Annotated in this window: 16 protein-coding genes; 3 read left to right on the forward strand and 13 right to left on the reverse strand. The window is 63.1% G+C overall.

Annotated elements, in window-relative coordinates:
• Both RM530_RS15975 and RM530_RS15980 read left to right on the forward strand, forming a co-directional pair.
• Positions 1-362: DUF932 domain-containing protein (locus tag RM530_RS15975; protein WP_311366259.1), on the forward strand; the 362-nt coding region annotated here is incomplete at its 5' end.
• A 145-nt stretch (positions 363-507) separates the two neighbouring features.
• On the forward strand, positions 508-1,653 hold the full coding sequence (locus tag RM530_RS15980; RefSeq protein WP_311366260.1) for an IS630 family transposase: 1,146 nt from the start codon (positions 508-510) through the stop codon (positions 1,651-1,653).
• Positions 1,654-1,911: 258 nt separating this feature from the next.
• Here the strand turns inward: RM530_RS15980 and RM530_RS15985 are convergent, their stop codons facing one another.
• From RM530_RS15985 to cysC, 4 genes are all read right to left on the reverse strand, one after another.
• Entirely contained in the window at positions 1,912-3,210 is a 1,299-nt protein-coding gene (locus RM530_RS15985) for a hypothetical protein (RefSeq protein WP_311366261.1), read from the reverse strand.
• Positions 3,211-3,577: 367 nt separating this feature from the next.
• Complete coding sequence (locus RM530_RS15990; protein WP_311366262.1) at positions 3,578-4,543, reverse strand: DHH family phosphoesterase; 966 nt, start codon at positions 4,541-4,543, stop codon at positions 3,578-3,580.
• Position 4,544: 1 nt separating this feature from the next.
• Entirely contained in the window at positions 4,545-5,729 is a 1,185-nt protein-coding gene (sat, locus tag RM530_RS15995) for a sulfate adenylyltransferase (RefSeq protein ID WP_311366263.1), read from the reverse strand.
• Between the two features lie 44 nt (positions 5,730-5,773).
• A complete protein-coding gene (gene cysC, locus RM530_RS16000) occupies positions 5,774-6,391 on the reverse strand; it encodes an adenylyl-sulfate kinase (RefSeq protein ID WP_311366264.1) in 618 nt (205 codons plus the stop codon).
• A 161-nt stretch (positions 6,392-6,552) separates the two neighbouring features.
• Here cysC and RM530_RS16005 point away from each other — a divergent pair, with 161 nt between their 5' ends.
• Positions 6,553-7,434, forward strand: a complete 882-nt coding sequence (locus tag RM530_RS16005; RefSeq protein ID WP_311366265.1) for a LysR family transcriptional regulator — start codon at positions 6,553-6,555, stop codon at positions 7,432-7,434.
• A 445-nt stretch (positions 7,435-7,879) separates the two neighbouring features.
• Here the strand turns inward: RM530_RS16005 and RM530_RS16010 are convergent, their stop codons facing one another.
• From RM530_RS16010 to RM530_RS16050, 9 genes are all read right to left on the reverse strand, one after another.
• Positions 7,880-8,932 (reverse strand): hypothetical protein, encoded by a 1,053-nt coding sequence (locus tag RM530_RS16010; RefSeq protein WP_311366266.1) that lies wholly within the window; start codon positions 8,930-8,932, stop codon positions 7,880-7,882.
• A 47-nt stretch (positions 8,933-8,979) separates the two neighbouring features.
• Entirely contained in the window at positions 8,980-10,716 is a 1,737-nt protein-coding gene (locus RM530_RS16015; protein WP_311366267.1) for a LysM peptidoglycan-binding domain-containing protein, read from the reverse strand.
• A 290-nt stretch (positions 10,717-11,006) separates the two neighbouring features.
• Entirely contained in the window at positions 11,007-12,059 is a 1,053-nt protein-coding gene (locus RM530_RS16020; protein ID WP_311366268.1) for a hypothetical protein, read from the reverse strand.
• An 85-nt stretch (positions 12,060-12,144) separates the two neighbouring features.
• Positions 12,145-12,381 carry a hypothetical protein gene (locus RM530_RS16025; protein WP_311366269.1) on the reverse strand — a complete coding sequence of 79 codons (237 nt, stop codon included), beginning with the start codon at positions 12,379-12,381 and terminating at the stop codon, positions 12,145-12,147.
• A 40-nt stretch (positions 12,382-12,421) separates the two neighbouring features.
• Positions 12,422-13,192 (reverse strand): FecR domain-containing protein, encoded by a 771-nt coding sequence (locus tag RM530_RS16030; protein ID WP_311366270.1) that lies wholly within the window; start codon positions 13,190-13,192, stop codon positions 12,422-12,424.
• Positions 13,193-13,412: 220 nt separating this feature from the next.
• A complete protein-coding gene (locus RM530_RS16035) occupies positions 13,413-14,231 on the reverse strand; it encodes an enoyl-CoA hydratase/isomerase family protein (RefSeq protein WP_311366271.1) in 819 nt (272 codons plus the stop codon).
• A gap of 186 nt (positions 14,232-14,417) precedes the next feature.
• Positions 14,418-15,356, reverse strand: a complete 939-nt coding sequence (locus RM530_RS16040; protein WP_311366272.1) for an electron transfer flavoprotein subunit alpha/FixB family protein — start codon at positions 15,354-15,356, stop codon at positions 14,418-14,420.
• A 31-nt stretch (positions 15,357-15,387) separates the two neighbouring features.
• Complete coding sequence (locus tag RM530_RS16045; protein WP_311366273.1) at positions 15,388-16,134, reverse strand: electron transfer flavoprotein subunit beta/FixA family protein; 747 nt, start codon at positions 16,132-16,134, stop codon at positions 15,388-15,390.
• Between the two features lie 72 nt (positions 16,135-16,206).
• Complete coding sequence (locus tag RM530_RS16050; protein ID WP_311366274.1) at positions 16,207-17,865, reverse strand: electron transfer flavoprotein-ubiquinone oxidoreductase; 1,659 nt, start codon at positions 17,863-17,865, stop codon at positions 16,207-16,209.
• Between the last annotated feature and the right edge of the window lie 71 nt (positions 17,866-17,936).

A 17,936-nucleotide genomic window follows, 5' to 3' on the forward strand; every position in this document is an offset into this window, starting at 1 on the left:
TCTTGAGCGGCTTCGACCGCGTGCAGGAATCCCGCGATTCCATGCGCGCCATCACCTTGAACGATGGCGAATCCGGAGTGTTTGCCCGCGCCGCGCTGGCCCTCAAGTACGACGACCCCGACAAGCCCGCGCCCATCACGGAATCGCAAATCCTGATGCCGCGCCGCCACGACGACCGCCGCCCGGACTTGTGGAGCGTGTTCAACCGCACGCAAGAGAACTTGACCCAAGGCGGCCTGCGCGGGCGCAGCGCCAACGGACGCCGCCAGCAAACCCGCCCGGTGCAGGGCATCGACCAGAACATCCGCCTCAACCGTGCGCTTTGGCTGCTGGCCGATGGCATGCGCCAGTTGAAAGCCTGAATCCCCACGCGGCAGGGGCAGGCAGCAGCCCTTGCCGCTTCTCTCGCTGCTGCACCCCAACCGCTAGTACTCCGTTCCAATAAAAGATTTACACATATGTCCACTGATGGCATGATGTTCTCCCGAGTCCCTTCAGGAGTCGGACATGGCCGGAAAGACCAAGCGCGCGCCGTTGACGTTGACCGATACGCACCGTTCGATGCTGGCCGAGCTGGCCGGCTCGCGCACGGCGCCGGTTCGTGAAGTTGAGCGCGCCAAAGTGTTGCTGAAATACGCCGATGGGGCGTCGATTATGGAGATCAGGCGCGCGGTGGGCGTGTCTCGGCCGACGATTTACAAATGCGTCGACAAGGCCGTTGCGGCCGGTGTGCTGGTTGGGCTCAAGGATCGGTTTCATCGGCCCAGAGAACCCGAGATTACGCCAGAGGCCAAAGCCTGGGTGGTGAGCTTGGCCTGCACCAAGCCCAAGGATCACGGCTTGTCTGCGGAGTTGTGGACGTTGCCTGCACTGGCGAAGTTCGTGGGCAGCCGAGCCTTGGAGGCCGGATTCCCGCGCCTGCGGGATACCAACAAGACCACGGTGTGGCGCATTCTCAATGAGCGCGGCATCAAGCCGCACCGGATCCGCTACTACCTGGAACGGCGTGACGCGGACTTTGAGCGGAAGATGTGTGAGGTGCTGATGGTGTATCGCGAGTTGAGCCTGCACGCGCAGGCGCCCACATCGGTGAGCGTGACCAAGGCCGCGCCGATCTATTCGGTGAGCGTGGACGAAAAGCCGGGCGTCCAAGCCATCGGCGTGACCGCTCCCGATCTGCCGCCCGTGCCAGGCCGGCAGGCTTCCATCAGGCGTGATCACGAGTATGTCCGCCACGGCACGCTGTCCATCCTGGCCGCTCTGGACCTTCACAACGGCGAAATCATCGCCGAGGTCGAACCCCGCCATCGCAGCCGGGAATTCATCGCGCTTCTGAAGCGCCTGGATGCCCACTACCCCGAGCCCGCCACGATCCGAGTCGTGCTGGACAACCATTCCGCCCACATCTCGAAAGAGACCATGGCCTATCTCGCCACACGCCCCGGCCGCTTCGAATACGTTCATACGCCCAAGCATGGCTCTTGGCTCAACTTGATCGAGTGCGCCTTCTCGAAGATGGCGCGAAGTTTCCTCCGCCATATCCGCGTGTCGTCCAAGGATGAATTGAAGCAACGCATCCTCAAGGGAATCGCCGAAATGAACGAGCAACCCGTCGTCTTCCAATGGCAACGCTTCGACTTGGAATTGACATGATGTGTAAGCATATTGCTGGTACAGAGTACTAGATCGTCTTGGGCGTGGCGTCTCCGTCCGCCCAGTAAAGCGTGCCGCTGCCGCCCTCCCGAAACGCCGCCCGTGGGCGGCGTGATTAGAGCGCTAAAACTAGTAGTCCTCACATAAGAAGACTACGGATGTAAGGTGTGAGCCGAATTGAGGGGTGCCCCCTTCTCCCGGAGGGAGAGGGGGAAAATTGTTTTTTTCAATGCCCGAAATTATCAAGTGGATGGAGTACTAGCGTAGATAGATACAGCAATTCGGATTGGCGACCAGCGACCGCGCGCGCGCGTCGGCCTGCGTGATCTCGGCGCGACTCAGCTGGCGTTGCAGATCGCGCAGCAACTGCGATGCCTGCACCTCCTGGCCGAAGGCTTCGGAAACGATCTGGTAGGCGCGCAGGTAGACATAGGCTTCCTGCTTATCGGTCGACTCCATTTCGCCATTGAGATAGGCCGCGGCCAGGTGCCAGAGTGCGTTGGCGCTGCCGTTCTCCTGGGCCTGGTGCAACCAGGCCGCCTGGCGTTCACGCAGGTTCTTCGTCTCGGTCTGGGCGTGGACGTTGCAGGAACGCAGTTCCTTCTCGCGGCAGATGTCATCCGGCGGGAGCTGGAACACCATCGATTCCATGGCCTCCACCGAGCCACGATCGGCCGCAGCCGCCATGACCTCGTAGTAGCGATCGCGCATCTTGGCATTGATCCCTTCGCAACGCGCATAGCGGCGGCGCAGTTCTGCGGCCGTCCACTCAGGGTCGGTTGCGCTGCCGGCCCATTGGCGCGTCTTCTGGGCGCTTTCGATGCTGGTCTTCAAGGCATGCGGCGTCGCGTCGAACTGGCTGCATTCCATCAGCACCAGCCCCAGCTGATACATCGCATCTGCATTTCCGGCTTCGGCTTCCGCGTACTTTTCCGTGTAGAAGGCGTTCAGCGGACCCAGTGGAAGTTGCGCACGACGCCGTACGACAACCTGCGCCGGACGGGGCGGCGCCAGGCTGGCCGCGGCGCGGGACGCGGACTGCGCCGCTGGCTTGACCGAGCCCGGTGCGCTTGCCCGCGCCACTGCAGACTGGGATTCAGCGCGGCTGACCGGTTCCCGCTCCTCGGTCGGGGAGGATGTCCCCGTCGCGGAATGAACCGGCGCAGTGACCGTGCGCGGGTTTGGCGAGACGCTACCCGGACCATCCAGCCGATGCGGAAGCGTACATCCCACCATCAGCAAGGCCGGTGCGATCAGCGCACTTGCTGTGAGCCAGTTTTTTGTTGTGTACAACGCCTCCTCCCGCATGGCAGCGATCCTGCCGCCAAAAATTGCTGCGACCCTCTCCACCGCCTTGGCGTTCGCCCCGCGCGAAGTGAAGCAGGCCGACAGCTTATGCGTACCGCCCGTCGTCAGCAAAGATCGATGCTGTGGTGAATTATCCGGCAAGCCTGCTGCGATGGCCTTGTCTTTTGCAGACAGGACGATGTCCGCTCCTGTCTGCCGGCTGCTCTGAAGCGCACACACCGCTACGCTGTCGTTGGCTGCGATATTCATGACGAATCTCCTTGCACTTGCTCTGTTGCCCAATTGGCTTTTCGATCAAGCCCTGCTGCCTCGCTGCCCGTTGTGGTCGGGAAACAGCGGCGGCGCGGAACCGATCAAACGGGCTGGCATTGAGATTCAATCGCTCATGCCGACGAACGGTAGAGATAAGCGGCATGGATAAGCTGGCGCGCATTAAAAGCCTGAATTGCGTGTGAGCGACTTCCTGCTTTGCGTGTAGGGAAATCTTTACCGGGCTGTCGGATGCGCGCTACAGCAGGAAAACCAAAGCGCTGGCGAGGCGGCGAAGGGCGCCATGCTGGAAAATGAAAAACCCGCCGCGGCCAGGAGCCGGGCGGGTTTTGTCACAAGCCAGGACTCAGACCGCGAACTGCCTCGTGAATGCCTCGGCGAAGGCGCCGAACTGGTCGGCCGGCAGGTCGTTGACGCCCGCCGCAGCAGCACGCCCTCCCCCGGTCGGGAACTGGCGACACAGCTCGTCTGCGCCGGTCTTACGGTTCAAAGGTGCGCGCACGCTGATCAGGTAGTGGCCGTCCGCCTTTTCCGTGAGCACGGCGTGCGCACGGTCCGGTGACTGGTTGGCGAGGTCGTTGCTGTAGACGCCGCTGACACGACGCGCCCAGGCCTCGCACGGCAGGATGAACAGCGCAGCGTGCTCGGTGGAGACGGATTCGGGCCGGGTTGATTCGGCCTTGTCCATGTCGGTCTTGTAGCCATCTTCGAGCTTGCCGAACGCTTCCTTGGCGTCCTCCATGAACGTGAATGGCGTCAGGTAGCGACTGACATGGAGGTACAGTTCCTCCGGCGTGAAGTGCAGGTCCTCGATCTTCTCGCCGTAGCCGTTGTAGTTCATGTACGTGCCGAGGTCCTCCAGCTTGCGCAGCTGCGCTTCGGAAAGATCCATGTGACGCGCCATGATCTCGGCACTGGCCTTGAGGTTGTCGCCGAAGGCGCCAACGATCGCCCAGGCCAGAAAGCGGTTCTTGAGATGGCCGTTGACCAGCAGCGAGGTGCAGACGTCCGGCGCCTCGTTGATGATCGTGCTGAGGCTCGTACTAACGGGGATATCACCGGCGAAGTGATGGTCCACATAGAACACGCTGGCGCCGGCCTGAAGGACCCGCTCCAGGCCTTTGCGGTTCTTGTCCAGCGACACGTCCAGCACCGTGACCTGGTCTCCGGCCTCGGCGTCGACCCGGTCCATCAGCGCAATGTCGCGCTTGACGCCGGTCACCAGCCTGGCTTCGTGCGGTTCAGCCAGACGCAGCTGCGTCAGCGCGCAGATCCCGTCCGCATCACCATTGAAGACGTCGATCCGGGCCATCTCAGCCCCCGTTCGACTGGTAATACTCCATCAGAATCTTGGCGACCTCCGGCCGCGAGAACTCCGGCGGCGGCGCGATGCCGTTGCCGAGCATTTCGCGCACCTTGGTGCCGGACAGGGCGATGAAGTCTTCCTTGGTGTGGTCCGGCGCCTCGCGCATCATCACCACGCGGCCCAGCTTCTTCGAGAACGCGGTGTTGTCGGCGCGGAAGATTTCGATCTCCAGCGCGTCGGCCGGCACCTTTTCGTCAAAGATGGTCTGCGCGTCGAAGGCGCCGTAATAGTCGCCGACGCCGGCATGGTCGCGGCCGACGATGAGATAGTTGCAGCCCATGTTCTGGCGGAACACGGCATGCAGCACCGCTTCGCGTGGACCGGCATAGAGCATGTCGAAACCGTAGCCGGTGATCATCACCGTGTTTTCCGGGAAGTAGTTCTCGACCATGGTACGGATGCAGGCATCGCGCACATTGGCCGGAATGTCGCCCTTCTTGAGCTTGCCGAGCAGCATGTGGATGACAATGCCGTCGGCGCCGAGACGCTCCTGCGCCATGCGGCACAGTTCTTCATGCGCGCGATGCATCGGGTTGCGGGTCTGGAAGGCCACGATCTTGTTCCAGCCGCGCTTGGCGATTTCCTCTCGAATCTCCACGGCGGTACGGAAGGTCCCGGGGAAATCCTTGGCGAAGTAGCTGTAGCTCAGCACCTGAATCGGCCCGGACAGCAGGGTGTTGCCCTGGCCGAGGAAGGTCTGCACGCCGGGGTGGCCTTCGTCGAGGTTGCCGAAGATTTCCAGCGCCATCTCGCGCAGTTCTTCGTCGCTCACGGTTTCGACCGCCTGCACGTCCATGATCGCCAGCACTGGATTGCCCTCGACATTGGGATCGCGCAGCGCCAGCTTGCCCGGCTTCACGCCGGCTTTCTGGGTGAGGTTGACGATCGGCACCGGCCAGAACAGGCCGTCGGCCGTCTTGAAATTCTTGGCGACCGACAGCGCGTCCGCCTTGTTCATGTAACCGGTGAGCGGGTTGAAGTAGCCACCGCCCATCATCACCGCGTTGGCGGCGGCGGCGGAGCTGACGAGCAGGCTGGGCAGGGATTCGGCTTCGGCGAGCAGCGCGGCGCGCTGCGCATCGTCCGCGACGTACCGCGGATCGAGGGTTTCGGAACCGTGGGGTTTGATCATTGTCGTGTGTCCGTTATCTGGAATTGGCAGCGCGGTGCGCAGGTTCAAAAGGGCAGGATGTCGCGGTCCTTCAACAGCGCCAGCATCGCCTCGACTTCGTCCTCCAGCGACATTTCGTGGCTGGGAAGCACGATCTCGGGCGCGGTCGGCGCCTCGTACGGATCGTCGATACCGGTGAAATTCTTGATCTGGCCGGCACGCGCCTTCTTGTAGAGACCCTTGGGGTCGCGCTTCTCGGCTTCCGCAAGCGGAACATCGACATAGGCTTCGATGAAATCCATCTCGCCGGCCACATGCAGTTCGCGCACGGTGTCACGGTCGGCACGATACGGGCTGACGAAGCTGGACAGCACGATCACGCCGGCATCCACGAACAGCTTGGCGATCTCGCCGATGCGGCGGATGTTCTCGGCACGGTCCTCGGCGGAAAAGCCCAGGTTCTTGTTGATGCCCAGGCGCACATTGTCGCCGTCCAGGCGATAGACCAGCCGGCCCTGGGCGTGCAGCGCCTTTTCCAGCGCCACGGCCACGGTGCTCTTGCCGGAACCGGACAGGCCGGTGAACCAGATGGTTGCGCCCTTCTGGCCCAGCAGCTTGTTGCGGTCGGCACGGGTCACTTCACCTTCATGCCAGAAAACATTGGTCGCCTTTTGTTCGGTCATCGCCCTTCCATACCCTGTGCAGTGAGGATCGCTGGCATCGCCGACTCAACGGCGACAAGCGGAGCCGAATTCTAGGCTTCGCAGATCCATAAGAAAAATATATTATTACGATAACTGCGTTCTTATTAATTCATATCTGGTTTCTGACGGCACAGCGCAGCATGAATCTCAATCATCTGGCGATCTTCCGGGCCGTCGCCGCCAACAGCAGCGTGTCCGGCGGAGCGCGACAGCTGCACATCAGCCAGTCCGCAGTGTCCAAACAGCTTGGCGAGTTCGAGCAGACCTTGGGCATGGTGCTGTTCGACCGCATGCCACGCGGCATGCGCATGACCGAGGCCGGACGCCTGCTGTTGGGTTATGCCAACCGCCTGTTCACGATCGAGGCAGAGGCCGAACACGCGCTCGGCGATCTGCGGCAGCTGGCGCGCGGCCGCATCGCGATCGGGGCGAGCCGCACCATCGGCGCCTACCTGCTGCCGCGCGTGCTGGCCGAATTCCGGCGCCGCTATCCGGATGTGGACCTGTCGCTGACTGTGGAGGCCACGCACAGCATCGAGAGCAAGCTCCTCGCCGGCGAAATCGACATCGGTTTTGCCGAGGGCACGATCAGCCGCGACCTGCTCTATTACACGGAATTCGCCGAGGACGAACTGGTACTGATTGCCGCGCCGGATCACCCGGTGACGGCACGCGCCCCCCTGCCCGCCTCCGCGCTGGTGGACTATCCGCTGCTGATGCATGAAGTGGGCTCCGGTACGCGCGCCGTTACGGAACAGGCCCTGGCCAACCGACGCATCGAGGTTCGTCCGTCAATGACGCTGGCGAGTACCGAGGCGCTGAAGCAGACCGTGGCCACCGGCATCGGCCTGGCCATACTCTCGGCGCAGGCAATCCGTACCGAGTTGGAAGCGCGCAGCCTGGCCGTGGTGCCGATCAAGGGCTTGCGCCTGCGCCGCCCGCTGTATCGCGTGGAGCTGCGAAACGCCTGGCCGAGCCCGGCACTCGAAGCCTTTCTGGGCTTGATGCACGAGCTGGGCTGAAAATCCTGTCTATACTCCGGAATCGACGCCCCATCATCGCAGCTTCATCCCGTGAAACGCGGTGCGCGCGAGCCCGGGTTCCGCCCTGCCGGCCGCGCCGGGCTAGTGTCGTGAGTCGGAAGTTCCTTGATGAAATCGGCGACTCACGACACTAGTGCTGGACAAGCAGTTTCACGGTGTGCTCGACGCGCACAGTGACGGCCTCGGCAGCGCCATGAACATTCGCATCGAGGACGGCCAGCACTACTACTATTTCGGGTATTCGCTGCCCTGAGACTTGCGGGGCGCGGCAAGCTTGCCTAACGGCCATGTCACTAACACCGCCCCGCAGAATGAATCTGCTGCGGCATGGCCGTTCCCCTCAGCCACCGCTCGCATTCGCGAGCGCCCCCCTTTCCCGCATGCAGGCGAGGGCAGATCGGCATCACGCCGCGCGTGATTCACGCTAACAAGACTCGTCCTGCCAATCCAACTGGTAGGCGGCTGGATCATCCAGACCGCCGCCGTTCCAATGAATCACCGCTTTGCGTCGCTTGCGACTCATCGGTGGACCTTCGCAAGCATCCTCGACGACGCGTCCGAAGCGCTGCAGAACCTGCACTGTTTCGGGATCGATCCGCAGCAGACTGGCGGCACCGGTGCTGACGCCCATCTGGTAGGCATCGGCCCGTAACAGCAATTCCTGGCGCCCGTCTCCGTCCACATCCGGCGCGGCGACGATGAAGTGGCCGTCCTGCCCCTGCAGCCGGTAGCGGGCCTGCAAGCGGTCGCCGACATAACGCAGCAATTCCGCCGGCTGCTCGCCCTGCACGTTGTGCGCGGCGCGCGGACCGCCCGCTTGCAGCAGTAGCAGGGTTTCGTCGACACCGGCCTGGGTGAAGCTACCGCGCACGCCGGAGGTGATCGTCGCGTCCTGCCGGTGTCCCAGCACGCTGTCGATCACGTGCGCCCGGTCGATGCCCTCGGGAACCTCCAGCGCCAGCGGCGCGGTTCCGAAGTCGATGACGCGGCCAGCCGCAGATTCGGGCGACCGCCCAAGAAGCGGACTGTAGCGGCCATTGCGATAGCGATAGTGACGCTCGGGCCCCGGCCCGCTGGCGATCAGCTCCACGAAACTGGAGGACGTGCCGGCCTGCGAGCGAACGTCTTCAGCCCGCGTTTCGAAAATCCTGGGGGGGCCGTCGTCGACTCCCGGCGCGGTAGCGAGAAATCCCCACCACGGCGTGGCTCCGGTGTTGCGCAGGCAGGCGTCCCGACCGGCCACCAACCAGTCGGGCGTACCGTCCTGATTGAAATCGACGCGCCGCACTTCGAGTTCGAGTGCATCCAGCCGTACTTCACCCGTGGCCTCGTCGGTCGCACAGGCGAGCACCTGCTCGTCGACCGACAGACCATCGCGTATCGATGACGGCAGGCCCGGCTTCGAGGGCGCCGGCCCGGGCTCGGCGGCATCGCAGGCATTCTGGCCGACGAGCAGCGTGCCACCAAGGACGATCAAGCCTGCGGTTCGCTTGCACCCCTCAGCAAGCATGCGGGATCGCAACCTCAGTGGGCTGCCCCGTCGAAGCGGCCATCCAGCAGATCACCGACCCATCGATCGATGGTCGCGGAGGAGGCTTCGATATGCACGTGCTCGCCGGTAGAATGCCCGGTGGTGCCCTGGATTCCAACGGCATCACCGTAGTTCACCCGATCTCCGGCGGACACATCCACGCGCGCCATGTGGAACAGATAGACCAGCCCGCCATCGTCGCCGCGCAGCACCACGGCGTTGCCGGCCGTGCCCATCGGGCCGGCGCTGACCACCTCCCCGCTGACCGGTGCCGGGATCGTCTGCGTGTTGTGGGCCTGGCCGGCATGCGCGATCGTGACGTCGCGCACTTCCAGCGTCTGCCCTTCGCGCAGCTGGGTCTGGTAGTCGTGATGCGGTCGCAACTGGCTCGGATCGGTGATGCGAACGGTGCCACCGCCGGTGGAATAGACGGTGTAAGGATCGTATTCGGGCGCGGCGCCCGGTCCGTGCGACGCCGGAGCCACGTCGGCGGCGAACAGCACGCGGCCGGTCGCGTCATCCAGCAGCCCGGTCGCGTTCAGACCATTGGCCTGCTGAAAATCCCTGATCGCCGCGGCGGTGTCGGGGCCAAACTGGCCATCCACAAAACCTGCGCCGTGACCGTAGCCACGGTCCATCAATTGCTGCTGCACGGCGCTGACGCTGCCGTACAGCCGCGAAGCCACCGCCGAGGTCGCCTCACCGGAGGTGATCCGACCATCGCTGTTGAAATCCAGACCGCTGTTCTGGGTGTAGGCCGCGGTGCCCTGCGAAAACAGCACCGCCTCGGGATCCGGACGCGCCGTGCCGGACAGCACCGAGGTGTAGACGCCTTCGAGGGAACCTAACCGCCCCTCATATTGCTGGAAGTACTGATCGACTACGGACAGTTGCTGTGTGGCCGTCATGCCTTTCAGCTCGGCCACGCTGGTGCCCAGACCGCGAGCGGTACTCGGCAGGAACTGGATCAGTCCGGTGGCATCGCTGACCGGATTCTGCACGCTGGGCGAGAAGCTGCCGCCGGTCTCGAAGCTCATCACCGCCATCAGGTATTCCGGGCGCGTATCCAGACGCTGCGCCATGGCCTCGACTTCAGCGATGAATTCCGGCGTGACATTGGCATTGCCGGCGACGCCGGCGATCTGTTCGTAGTTGAACTCGCCGGCGCCAGGCGGTGCGTTCGGCGTACCGGTTTCCGGTGCCGGTACGGTGGGACCGTTCGGCGGCGCGGCGCTCGAACCCGGGACCACCAGCGTATCGCCGGGATAGATCAGATCCGGATTGGCGATGCCGTTGGCCGCGGCGATGGCGGCGGCCGAACTGCCGCGTTGGGCGGCGATCCCGGACAAGGTGTCACCGGGCTGAACGATATAGGTGGAGGCTGCGCTGCCGGACGGACGATCACCCGCACCGACGGGCACATTGATCCGGTCATCGGGATAGATCAGGTCCGGGTTGCTGATCTGCGGATTGGCGGCAGTGAGATCGGGCACACCAATTCCGTACTGCTGCGCGATTCCGGAAAGCGTCTCGCCCTGGCGCACCACGTGGGTCAGCTCGGCATTGGCCAGCTGTTCGCCGCCATCGAGATTGATCCGTTGCCCGACGAGAATTCGATCGGGATCATCAATCTGCGGATTCGCAGCCAGCAGCGCGTCGACGCTGCTGCCGCTGCGGCTGGCGATGCCGGACAGTGTGTCGCCGGACTGAACCTCGTAGCTGCTGGTCATTCTTGCCTCCGCACGATCATCGCGGCTTTCGAAATCGACAATTCCCGATTTCCCGATTTGCGGTGAGTATTCAGAGGTGTCGATGCGGACTCAAGCTGGGAAAAACCCTAACGGCCATGCCACAAGCGCTTCCCGCAGAATGAATCTGCTGCGGCATGGCCGTTCCCCTCATCCACCGCTCGCAGTCGCGAGCGGCCCCCCTCTTCCGCAAGCGGGCGAGGGTCGGTCGGCATCGCGCCGCGCGTGATTCACGTCAAGCATCCCCGTAAGGCGGGCCGACAGCGGGCCTCTCAAAGTTCGGGGGACCTTCCAGCGAGAGCCTGCGCAAACGCCTCGGAACGATAGAATGGCTCCAGATGGCGACGCAGCATCGGCTCCAGCAACTTCTTGCGCTTGAGCGCCTTTATCGCGGGGGGCGCGTAGCGCATCGCCTCGGCCATCATCAGCGCCGGCGTGATCCCGAATTCGTCCAGCAGTTCGCGCAGGCTGGTATCGCCGTATTTGTCGAAAAACCCATCCACGCCGGCATCGATCATGGCCGAGTAGAACGGCGTCAGGCGCAGTTCGTGCCAGTACTCGTAACCGTTGACGAACAACTCCTCCAGGTCGAGTTCGCTGAAGTGCTCGCGGAATTCGGAGGCGCGGCGGAGCTTGAGGCGACTCCAGACATCCTGCGCCATGTTGCGCAGGGCGTCATCGTCGAGGTGATCCAGCAGGAATTCGACACTGCGCCGCGAAGTCGTCTCGATGCTCTTCGACAGATATTTCTTGAGCTCGTCCTCGACCGAGGCTTCGAGCCTGGGCGTGGCGCGATTGACCATGGCCTTGCCGAACTTGACCATCGATCCGGCACCCGGAAAGTTGCGGGTAAAGGCGTTGTCCGACAGATACCCCTTGATGCCGTACAGCAACAGGTCCGAGGCAAAGGCGGTGTAGACCGGCCCTGCCATCAATTCGCGCAGTATCTTCTCGCGCAGGGAACTCAGCTCCAGCACCTTGTCCACGGACTCTGCGAACCGCCGATCGGTCAGCAGATCTCCGAGCCGGGTTTTGTCATGAATCGGATGGGCATGCAGGCTGCGTGCGATTTCCCCGACCAGTTCGGGCAAACCGGCGCCGAAACGTACCTCCACGGCATAGGTGTGCGCCGTCGCCTTGATCGCTGCGGGCTTGACCATGTCCTTGACCTTGAGCCGTTCGGCATCCACCAGCAGGGTGGCCAGCTCCTGGCTCAGCCAGGTTTCCAGCGCAGCACCGTCGATCTGCCTGATCACGAAGCGGGTATGCGCATCCAGCAGGCGGTCAGCGATATCACTGCCTGAACTTTTCTTGCGCGTCCCCATTGATTGCTTGCTCCTGATCGGCTGATTCCGTTCGCATGGCGGACGTTGCGCGCCCGCCGGTCGAGGCAAGACAATAGCCGAATCCTCAGGCCGCCATTGGCAATGCCCGTCCGGCGAACACACATTGTGCCAGGCTTTCGCTGAGGTCCAGCACCAGGATGGAACTCACCACAAACCGGGAGGCACTGATCTTCCAGGCGCCGTCTTCCTTGCGATATTCATCTTCGTAGTAGCCCGCGAACTGCGTGCAGCGCTGCGCCTGGGTATCGATCAGAAATAGTGCAGCCGCCAGCGACCGGAAACCGAAAAAAAACCGGCGCACGCCGGTTCTTTTTGGCCGCCCCTCGCTGCCGCGGCTGCGATCATTTGCCGGTGTCCGTGGTCGAGGTCGTGCCAGCACCGTTGCCGTCATCGCCGAATACGGTGATCGCCATCCCAGTGATGGCAGCAGCAGAAACCGCCGCGCCGATCCCGGCAGCGGTGGCGCCGGACGTTGCGGCCGAATCACCGGCCAGTCCTCCCCCGCCGCCGATTGGCGGCGTCCACTCGCCAGCGAGAATACCGGGCTGGCCGCTCAGGGGCTGCGGCGCGAATTGCGGCCCGCTGACAACAGCGTAGTCGCCTGCATCCAGATTCAGGGTGCCGTTGGCATTACCGAGCACGCCACCGCCTTCCTCCACGCCGAAGTAAAGATCGCCGGACTCGGCGTCGATCGCACCGAGAATGATCGAACCGCGAATTCCCATCGTGGCGGCCACCGAATCCACCCGGTAGCTATCCATGTCCCGGCGCCCCAGGGAATGGGTCACGGCGCGAAATGCGCCCTTCAGCAGACGGTAGTAGCTGCGACCCGTCTCCGGCGCGGCCTCGCTGCTCGGCGCCTGATAGTCCTCGATCGCGAATTCCGCGTTTGGCCGCAAGTAGATTTCCTCACCATTGGTCATGCGCACGTAGAGGTAGCCATTGCCACCGGTCGTCAGCACGTCCCCGCTTTCGACCGCGGAATTCTCGACCAGCCGGAGGTTCTGGCCGCCACGCTGCGCCGCGGCCCGGCCCCATACCGAGACGACGGCGCCCGCTTCAGCCCAGACCGGGGGCACGAACGCGAGCATCAACAGGCCCAGCGTGGCCAAAAAAAAACGATCCCTGTTCCCGATGGTCATACGACCTTTTACACCTCCTGGAAACCACTCTAACTTCCGCCACAGCGGCGAATGCGACACGCTGAATTCCAGAATTCAGCGGCGCTACGCCGTGAGACCCCCAACCACAATATCCACCACAGAGAATACTGAATCACGCTGCCGAAAGCACAACTTTGCGGACAGGCCCGGGCCAAGCACCAGTCGACAGCTATCGCCCGCTGCCGTAGTCCCAGCGCGGCCTCCGCTTCTGCAGGAAGGCCTCGATGCCCTCACGAGCCTCCGCCCCGCGAACGGCGCTGGTGAACAGCAGTCCGGCCTGCCGCGTGAATTCGGCATCCGGCTCGGCGACCAGACTGAGCAGCAAGTGCTTGGTCAAGGCGTTGGCGCGAGGCGCGCAGCGCATCACATCGGTGATCAGATCCGTCAGGCGGTGTTGCAAGGCCTCTTCGCCATCAAAAACGTCGTCCGCCAAGCCGATCGCGGAGGCTTCCACGCCGTCGAACTGAGCGCCCGTCAGGCACAAGCGGCGCGCAACAGGCAAACCCACGCGCTCGACCAGATAGGGGGCGATCTGCGCGGGCGGCAGGCCTCGGCTGGTCTCGGGCACCGAGAAGCGCGTGGCCCGGTGCGCCATGACGATATCGCCGACGCAGGCCAGCCCCAGGCCATCGCCCAGCACCGCGCCCTCGCAGACCACAATGACCACGGCAGGCGTGTCTCTCACCGCTTTGAGCAAGCGTGCCAATCCTTCGGAATATTCCAGCGCCGGATCCCGGCCCTCGGCATCTGCACCCACAAACACGGCGCGCAGGTCGGCTCCGGCGCAGAAGTGGCCTTGCGAACCCCGCAGTACAACCGCCCGCAACTCCGGCAGCCCGGCAATCGCCGCAAACTGTCGAGTCAGCGTGGAGATCATCTCGGCAGTCAGCGCATTGCGCGCACTCGGCCGGTTCAGGGTGAGATGAAGAATTCCGTCCTCAAGGCGACTCAGGATGGCTTCGGAACTTCCGCCGTCAGTCTCTGTCACGCGATGGTTCCTTGAAAAGCCGGCAAAGCGATACCGCGATATTGCGTTCTACGCACTTCGGAAATCCTCTTCGGCGCGACCGCTTCCGGGCAGCGTAATATCTCTGACGAAAAAGGCCGCCCGTAGGCGGCCTCCATTGTTGACCTCAAAGCTTGAGGGCTCTGCCGAGCAACGCTCAGCCCGGCCTCAAAGCTTTTCGGTCAGTTCCGGCACGATCTGGAACAGATCGCCGACCAGGCCGAAGTCGGCCACCTCGAAGATCGGTGCGTCTTCGTCCTTGTTGATCGCAACGATCGTTCCGGCATCCTTGATGCCGGCAAGATGCTGGATCGCGCCCGAGATTCCGCAAGCCACGTACAGCGACGGCGCGATGATCTTGCCGGTCTGGCCGACCTGCATGTCGTTCGGCACGTAGCCGGAGTCGACCGCGGCGCGTGAGGCGCCGACGCCAGCGCCCATCTTGTCCGCGAGCTTGAAGATGATCTCGAAGTTCTCGGAGCTGCCGAGCGCCCGACCACCGGAAACGACCTTGGGTGCCGATTGCAGATCGGGACGATCCGACCTCTGCGCTTCCAGACCGACGTATCGGGTGTGGGAAGGCAGCGACGCGTCGACACTCTTGGCCTCGACCGCCGCCGCGCCGCCGGTGCCCACCGCCGTGAACGAGGCAAGACGCACGGTGGCGACAATCATCGGCTCTGCGGGTACCTCAACCGTAACAATGGCGTTGCCTGCATAGGTCGGACGGTCGAAACTGCTGGCACTGTGCACGGCCATGATGTCCGAAACCTGCTGGACGTCGAGCAGCGCGGAAACGCGCGGCGCGAGGTCCTTGCCGAAGGTGCCACCGGGGAACAGCACGTGGCTGTAACCAGCCTTGGCAATCTCGACGATCTGAGGCGCGAGAATCGCAGCCATCGGCTTGGCGTTCTCGGCACGTTCCACCGTGCAGACCTTGGCCACGCCGTCCAGCGCCGCCGCCTGCGAGGCGACCTCACCGAGACTGTCGCCGAACAGCACGATGTCGATATCGCCGCCGATGCCCTGGGCAGCGGCTACAACCTTGCCGACACCCGCGTTCAATTTGCCTTCGGCGTGTTCGCCGACGATCAGAATCTTGCTCATTGCTTTCCTCTTTCGAATTTGAACGGGCGGCTCAGACCAGGCCCTTGGACTTCAGCGCTTCGACCAGTTCGTCGACGGTCTTGACCATCACGCCCTTGGAGCGCGACGGCGGCGGCGAGGTCTTGGTCACCTTGAGACCGGCCCCCGGGGTGATGCCCAGATCGGCGAAGCTCATCGCATCGATCGGCTTCTTCTTGGCCTTCATGATGTCCGGCAGCTTGAGGTAGCGCGGTTCATTCAAGCGCAGGTCGACGGTGACCACGGCCGGCAGATCGATGTCCAGGGTTTCCAGACCGGAATCGATTTCGCGCGTGACTTTGGCGGTTTCACCTTCGACCTCGACCTTGGAGGCGAACGTGGCCTGCGGGCAGTCCAGCAGCGCCGCGACCATCTGGCCGGTCTGACTGGCGTCGTCGTCGATCGCCTGCTTGCCCAGCAGGAATAGCTTGCCCTCTTCCTTCTTGAATACCGCGGCCAGGGCCTTGGCGGCGGTCAGGGGCTGGATGTCGCCCTCTTCCTTGACGTGCACGGCGCGGTCAGCACCGAAGGCCAGGGCGGTACGCAGGGTTTCCTCGGACTTCTGTCCGCCGATCGTCACGGCGACGATTTCAGTGACCACGCCCTTCTCGCGAAGACGCACGGCCTCCTCCATCGCGATCTCGTCGAACGGGTTCATCGAGTGCTTGACGCCATCCGTGACCACACCGCTACCATCCGATTTCACCTGTATGCGGACGTTGTAGTCCACCACGCGCTTGACGCTGACCAGAACCTTCATTCGCCTCTCCTGTTCCTCTAAATCAGTCCGAAAAATTGGATGTTGCTTACGGGGTCGACTGTGCGACCGACTCTACATGTTCGGGTAGTTGGGCCCACCCGAACCTTCAGGCGCAATCCACACAATGTTCTGCGCCGGGTCCTTGATGTCACAGGTCTTGCAGTGCACGCAGTTCTGCGCGTTGATCTGAAAACGCTTGCCGCCATTGTCGGCATCCACGACTTCGTAGACGCCGGCCGGGCAATAGCGCTGCGCCGGCTCGTCATATAACGGAAGGTTCTTGTCGATCGGGATGCTGGGATCCTTCAGCGTCAGATGTATCGGCTGGTCTTCCTCATGATTGGTGCTTGAGAGAAACACCGAGGACAGCTTGTCGAAGCTCAGCTTGCCGTCCGGCTTGGCGTAAGTAATGCGCTTGGATTCCGCCGCCTTCTTCAGGCATTCGTGATCCGGTTTGGTGTCGTGCAGCGTCAACGGCAGCTTGCCGCCGAACCAGTTCTGATCCAGGTAATTGAATGCGCCGCCGAGCAGTACACCGTACTTGTGGATCGCGGGGCCGAAGTTGCGGCTACGGAACAGCTCGTCACTCAGCCAGCTTGCCTTGAACTTCTCGGGGTAGGCCGAAACCACATCACCGCCCTCGGCGCCGCCGGCCAGCTTCTCGGCCACGGCTTCGGCCGCGAGCATACCGGACTTCATCGCGGTATGGCTGCCCTTGATCTTGGCGAAGTTGAGCGTGCCGAGATCACAGCCGATCAAGGCGCCGCCCGGGAACACCATCTTCGGCAGCGAGTTGTAACCGCCCTTGGTGATCGCACGCGCGCCATAGGAAACACGCTTGCCGCCTTCCAGATACTGCTTGATCACCGGGTGATGCTTGAAGCGCTGGAATTCGTCGAACGGTGACAGAAACGGATTGGTGTAGGACAGATCCACGATCAGCCCGACCACCACCATGTTGTCTTCAAGGTGGTACAGGAACGAGCCGCCCGGGTTGGCGTCGTCCAGGGGCCAGCCGGCGCCGTGCACGACCAGACCCTTCTCGTGCTTGGCCGGGTCGATTTCCCAAAGCTCCTTGAGCCCGATGCCGAAATGCTGGGGATCGACACCTTCGCGCAAGTTGTACTGTTCGAGCAGTCGCTTGCCGATATGGCCTCGGCAACCTTCCGCAAATAGCGTGTACTTGGCACGCAGTTCCATGCCCGGGGTATAGGCGCCTTCCTTGGGCTTGCCTTCGCGGTCGACACCGAGGTCGCCGGTAACGATCCCGCGCACGATTCCATCTTCGATGATCGCATCCTGCGCAGCGAAGCCCGGATAGATTTCAACGCCGAGCGCTTCGGCCTGTTCTCCGAGCCAGCGGCACAGATTGCCCAGCGAGATGATGTAGTTGCCTTCGTTGTGCATGGTTTTCGGCACAAACAGATTCGGCAGCTTGGTGGCCGCCGTTTCGCTGCGAAACAGATAGACGTCGTCCCGCACGACCGGCGCGTTCAGGGGCGCGCCTCGGTCTTTCCAGTCAGGGAACAGCTCGTCCAGGGCACGCGGTTCAAACACCGCGCCGGACAGGATGTGGGCGCCGACCTCCGAACCTTTCTCAACGACGCAGACGTTGATTTCCTTGCCGGCTTCCTCGGCAATCTGTTTCAGGCGGCATGCGGCGGCGAGACCGGCAGGGCCGGCGCCGACGACGACGACGTCATACTCCATCACATCACGTTCTACAGTCATTGCTTGCTCAGGCTGGCTGAATGGAAGTGGGTCCGGTTTGGACAATCAAGTCTGCCATTATAACGCGAGAC

Origin of the sequence: Banduia mediterranea (genome assembly GCF_031846245.1) — a bacterium.
In the GTDB taxonomy this organism is placed as follows: Bacteria; Pseudomonadota; Gammaproteobacteria; order Nevskiales; family Nevskiaceae; genus Banduia; species Banduia mediterranea.